Annotated in this window: 6 protein-coding genes; all 6 read right to left on the reverse strand. The window is 53.5% G+C overall.

Annotated elements, in window-relative coordinates; all coding sequences use genetic code 11:
* The coding region (locus H627_RS0115005; protein WP_155827973.1) for a helix-turn-helix domain-containing protein at nt 1-294 on the reverse strand (294 nt) is incomplete at its 3' end.
* 66 nt (nt 295-360) lie between these two features.
* Nucleotides 361-861 carry an extracellular solute-binding protein gene (locus tag H627_RS20770; RefSeq protein ID WP_258457789.1) on the reverse strand — a complete coding sequence of 167 codons (501 nt, stop codon included), beginning with the start codon at nt 859-861 and terminating at the stop codon, nt 361-363.
* Entirely contained in the window at nt 794-1,741 is a 948-nt protein-coding gene (locus H627_RS18710; protein WP_258457790.1) for an extracellular solute-binding protein, read from the reverse strand. The genes H627_RS20770 and H627_RS18710 overlap by 68 nt, the downstream gene beginning before the upstream one ends.
* Entirely contained in the window at nt 1,738-2,553 is an 816-nt protein-coding gene (locus tag H627_RS0115015) for a carbohydrate ABC transporter permease (RefSeq protein ID WP_027829578.1), read from the reverse strand. Before H627_RS0115015 ends, H627_RS18710 begins: the two co-directional genes overlap by 4 nt.
* Entirely contained in the window at nt 2,550-3,482 is a 933-nt protein-coding gene (locus tag H627_RS0115020) for a carbohydrate ABC transporter permease (protein WP_027829579.1), read from the reverse strand. Before H627_RS0115020 ends, H627_RS0115015 begins: the two co-directional genes overlap by 4 nt.
* Nucleotides 3,469-4,599: an ABC transporter ATP-binding protein gene (locus H627_RS18715; protein WP_051225475.1), complete on the reverse strand. Its 1,131-nt coding sequence runs from the start codon at nt 4,597-4,599 to the stop codon at nt 3,469-3,471. Before H627_RS18715 ends, H627_RS0115020 begins: the two co-directional genes overlap by 14 nt.
* Nucleotides 4,600-4,954 lie beyond the last annotated feature (355 nt).

Below are 4,954 nucleotides of genomic sequence, written 5' to 3' on the forward strand. Positions count from 1 at the left end.
GGCAGCTTGAACTCTGCTTACTTGATGTGTATGCACATACTCTACCACAGTAATTTTAAAGGTCTGCGAATACGTAGCCTTGTTGTGTTTGACCTTCAAAGACTCGATACCGTGGGTCCTAGCTTGATTGACCCAGGTTCGAATATTAGCGCGCGAAGGAATACCATATCGAACGCTGAGCTCTCTGTAACCAATACCGCCTTTCAAGTATTCAGAAACCACTTTTGCCTTTAATTCGTTACTATATTTGGTCACAAGAAATGCCCCACAATCGTTAGACTTCTTGTCTAACAATTGTAGGGCACTTCAGCTGAGGTTGCATCTGCGGGTCATTGTCATTTTCCGAGGAGGAAAAGGATACTATTTAGCGAAGACTGATTTCAGAATCGCGGCATTATTCTTATTCGTGTCGCGAATTCCTTTATTGACTTCGTCCTGTGCTTCTTGCAGCGACTGCTTAATATCCTTGCCGCCGTAAATCTGCTGCATCGCCGTGCCTAAATATTGATCCATCTGCGAGTTGACCAGGAACGGCCCCGCTGTCGCGGCGTTGACTTTGCCGGCTTGCAGCTGTTCGATCGGCACGTTGATGTCTGGATTTTTCTTGATCGCGGCCTGCAACGCGGCCGTCTTGACCGACGCCTTATTGACGGCAATGTAGCCCGTACCGATCTGCCAAGCTGCCTGCTGTTTGGCTTCCATGGCGTACTTGATAAATTCCCAAGCGCCTTGCTGTTCAGCCTTCGACTTGTCCTTGCTGATCCATAGACTGGCCCCGCCAGCGGCAACGCCGTTAGCCGGTACGCCGTCCGCATGAGCCCGTGAAGGTCTCGCCCCATTTGAACTTAGCGCCCTTGGCAATGGTCCCCGCCGCGGCGGAACTCTGCATGAAGATACCGATCTTGCCCGCCAGGAACCCGGCCATTTGGTTCACCGAAGCCGACGAGCCGGTACCGTAGTTCTGGAAACTGCCGTCCTTGATCATGTTTTGGACCCGAGCAAAAGTTCGCTGCATGGCGGGCGTATTCAGCTCGGCTGACGTCGCAGCCGCCGTGCGGCCATTATCTTTGTTCACGACCACAGCGTTTTGGTTCGCGGCTAATTGTTCCGGCAGCCACGGATAAATCTGCAGCGTCGCGCCTTTCATGGCGCCCTTGGATTTCTCCGTCAGTGCTTTAGCCGCCGCCCGGATCTCACTGTAGCTGGGGGACTTGGATAACGGCTTGACGCCATATTTCTTGAACAGATCTTTGTTGTAATACATCACACTGGATGAGGCGTTGAACGGCATGGATTGCAACTTGCCCTTCAGCTTGAAGCCGGAGAGAATACCAGGATAAAACTGGTTCAGGTCATAATGATCCGCGTCGACGAATTGCTGAATCGGTACGTAATCTCCAACCGCCGTCATGGTCGGGATATCCGACTGCTGCATGATCGTCGGTGTGACGTTCGTATGCAGGGTATTGATGTACTTGGACTCCGCCAAGCCGTAACTGCCCTCATACTGCGAGACGACTTTATACTTCGTCTGACTCTGATTGAAATTATCCACGATCTTATCCAGCAACTGCCCGTTCGGCCTGTTCATGGAGTGCCAGAAACTAATAACGATCCGGCCGGAACTGGCCTGGGCGGCATTGCGGGCCGTGGTCGTGAAGGCAATACCGCTCACCACAGCGAGGACGGCCAGCGTGGCAGCAATCAGCTGCCCCCAGCGGTGCCAAAACGTTTTGCTCATGCTTTCAACCCTCCCGTATTCAAGCCCTTCCGGAAGTAACACTGGCCAATGATCAAGACGATCAGCGTCGGCAGCAGGATCAGGATGGCAGTAGCCATGATGACGCCCCAGTTACTGAACGTATCCTGGGCCTGCAGCTGCTTCAAACCGACTTGTGTGGTGCGGTACTGATCGGTGAAGGTTGTGATCAGCGGCCAAAGATAATCATTCCAATGGGTCAGAAACATGTACAGCACGAAGGTCACGATCGTCGAGCGAGAGTATGGCAGTACGATTCTGAACAGAAATTGCAAGTGGTTCAAGCCGATCAATTGGCTGTATTCATGCAATTCGTTGGGCACTTGAAGAAAGGCCTGGCGCAGCATGAACACCCCGAACGCGGAGGCAAAGAACGGAATGGTCAAGCCGGCATAGGAATCCAGCCAGCCCAAGGTCCGGACGGTCTGGAAGTTCGGAATGATCTGGGCTTCAAAGGGCAGCATCATCGTGATCAGGAACAGTGCAAAGATCTGCTTCTTGAAGCGGAAGTCTAGAAAGGCAAACGCGTATGCCGCCAAAGTGCACAGCACCAGCTGGCCAGCCGTGATCAAGATGGCGATGATGAAGGAGTTCGCCATGTAGCGCAGGACCGGCGTCGTCTGAATGGCCGCGACGTAGTTAGCCAGCGAGATGTTGGTTGAGGTCAAGTGCCCGGCCGCAATATCGGCGGTGGGCAGCAAACTGGCCCAGATCCCGATCAGGATCGGTGCACTCATCAGCAACGCCACCAGAATCAACCAGAAATAATGATTGGCATGTTTGAGTTGGGTCATTTGTAATACACCTTCCGTTCTGTGAAGCGGAATTGAAACCAGGTGGCGAAGGCAATGATCGCGGTCAGCACCAGTGCTTCGCTGGCAGCGATGCCGAAGTTGCGGTTGCCAAAGGCGTCCGTATAGACTTTGTAGGCGATGAAGTTGGTCGCATTGTCCGGACCGCCGCCGGTGATCAGGTCAATTTCGGTAAAGGTCTTGAACTTGCCGATGATTTCGACCACCAGCAGGAAGAACAGCGTGGGCGAAACCATCGGGATGGTGATCTTCCAGGTTTTCTGCCAGCTGGACCAGCCGGCTAGATCCGCCACGGCGTAGTAATCGGCAGGGACGGATTGCAGCGCGCCCAGCAGGTTCAGGAACGAGAAGCCGGTCCCCATCCAGATGCTGACGACGACCAGAATGATCATCGCCCCGGTGGGATCGGCCACCAGATTGTTCTGCTTCACACCGATATCCTTCAACAGGATGCCCAGCACCCCCACCGAGGGGTTGAACAGGAAGAGGAACAGTACCGACGCGACGGCGCCAGAGATGCCCATGGTGGACGCAAAGGCGGTCCGGAAGAAACCGCTGCCCCGCATCTTTTCAGTCACCATGCTGGCCAGGAACAGTGCCAGGGCGATGGTCCCCAAGCCGGCAGTAATGACGAAGATAAAGGTATTCACGAGACTCTTCAGGAATAACGGATCGCTGAAAATCTCGGCATAATTGCTAAACCCAACGAATTGGGCAAGTTCGCCCCGAACATTGGTGGAAAACAGACTTTCGATCGCGGTCATGATCATCGGGTAGAAGGTGAAAACGGCCAGAATGACCAGTGACGGCAACAGGAACCAGAGTGCCGCGTTGGTCTTTTTCAGAAAACGGCCCTTGGTGCCTGATGTGGTCGTACTGGGAGCGGCGACTGGGGTGTTATGCAATTCCATCAAGCACACCTGCCTTTTCGGGGATCCCCTTATTATTCACGACGAGACCGCTCTTCTCATCAAAGAAGTGCAAATCGGCGGCATCGGTGGGCAAGGTCGCGTAAACGATCTGATTCTCCGGTACTGGATATTGTTCCGGTACGCTGGCAATAAATTCGTGGCCGTTGTTGACCAACGTCACTGAAGACTCCCGGCCGAGATTGGCGACCGCCATGACCCGCACGGGGAAGCTGTTTTCTGCTGGCTGGTCATGCAGCTGAATCTTTTCCGGCCGAATGCCCAGCTGGTAGGCGCCGGCCTGTAAATCGAAGGGCAGCGGCAGTCGAACGGAATGCTGATTGGCATCGGTCAATTGCAAGGTGGCCAAATGCTCCAAGGCATCGATGGTGGCGTCAAACATGTTCATCTTCGGACTGCCGATGAAACTGGCGACAAATTCATTGGCCGGGTGATTGTATAGATCCAAGGGTGTGCCGACTTGCTGAACATGGTGGTCATTGAGAACCATGATCCGTTCACCCATCGTCATTGCCTCCACCTGATCGTGGGTCACATAAAGCAAGGTCATGCCAAGTTCTTTATGTAACTGGACCAGTTCCTGACGCATTTCGGTACGCAGCTGAGCGTCCAAGTTGGACAAGGGTTCATCCATCAAGACCAGCGAGGCCTTGGTGGCAATGGCCCGGGCCAGCGCCACCCGCTGCTGCTGGCCGCCGGATAATTCCTTAGGTTTGCGGTCCCGCAGTTCAGTCAATTGAACCATCGCCAGTGCGTCATTGACCCGCTTGGCTTCCTCCGTGGTATCCAGCTGCAAGTTATGCAAGCCGAAACGGATGTTTTCGGCCACACTCATGAACGGCAGCAGTGCATAGTTTTGGAACACCATCGCCAAGTGGCGATCCTTCGGCGGCAGGTCGGTTGCTTTCTGGTTGTCGAAGTACACATCGCCGGACGTGGCCGGAATCAACCCGGCAATGATCCGCAACAGGGTGCTTTTTCCGGAGCCGGATGGACCGACCAGAACGAAGAATTCGCCCTCTTCAATCTGGGCGTTGATTTCGTCTAAGACAGAGGTGGCGCCGTATTGCTTTGTCAGATGATCAAGCTTGATGTACATAGAATCCCTCCTCGTATAGTTAATTTACAGACAAGTTCGTGGATAGTTTTCTTGTTTGGATGTTGCGTGATACTCTCTAGTAGTTCATTGGATTTGGGTCCAACTGGTATAGGCTTTTTCCTCCTGTAGCTAAACTACATTGTTGAGACTGCCGCCCAGATGAATCGAACAAGTGCAAACCACAAGCTGCGGGGTCTGGTTCCGATGTTGGCGACTCGCGTTTCGCCAAGCAGCTCATTGAAGCCGGACATGACCGCTCATAGTTGCGAGGATGTGTTGTAGGTTCATAACTAGGGAGCATCGCGCAGCACCCAAGCCTATCCATAAATCAGAACAGAAAGGAGGTCCGATTCGA

It is taken from the genome of Schleiferilactobacillus harbinensis DSM 16991 (assembly GCF_000425885.1).
Taxonomy (GTDB): domain Bacteria; phylum Bacillota; class Bacilli; order Lactobacillales; family Lactobacillaceae; genus Schleiferilactobacillus; species Schleiferilactobacillus harbinensis.

Excerpts from the sequence above, each read along its gene's own strand:
- H627_RS18710 (WP_258457790.1), bottom strand. The coding sequence starts at position 1,741 with ATGAGCAAAACGTTTTGGCACCGCTGGGGGCAGCTGATTGCTGCCACG.
- H627_RS0115020 (WP_027829579.1), bottom strand. The coding sequence starts at position 3,482 with ATGGAATTGCATAACACCCCAGTCGCCGCTCCCAGTACGACCACATCA.
- H627_RS0115015 (WP_027829578.1), bottom strand. The coding sequence starts at position 2,553 with ATGACCCAACTCAAACATGCCAATCATTATTTCTGGTTGATTCTGGTG.
- H627_RS18715 (WP_051225475.1), bottom strand. The coding sequence starts at position 4,599 with ATGTACATCAAGCTTGATCATCTGACAAAGCAATACGGCGCCACCTCT.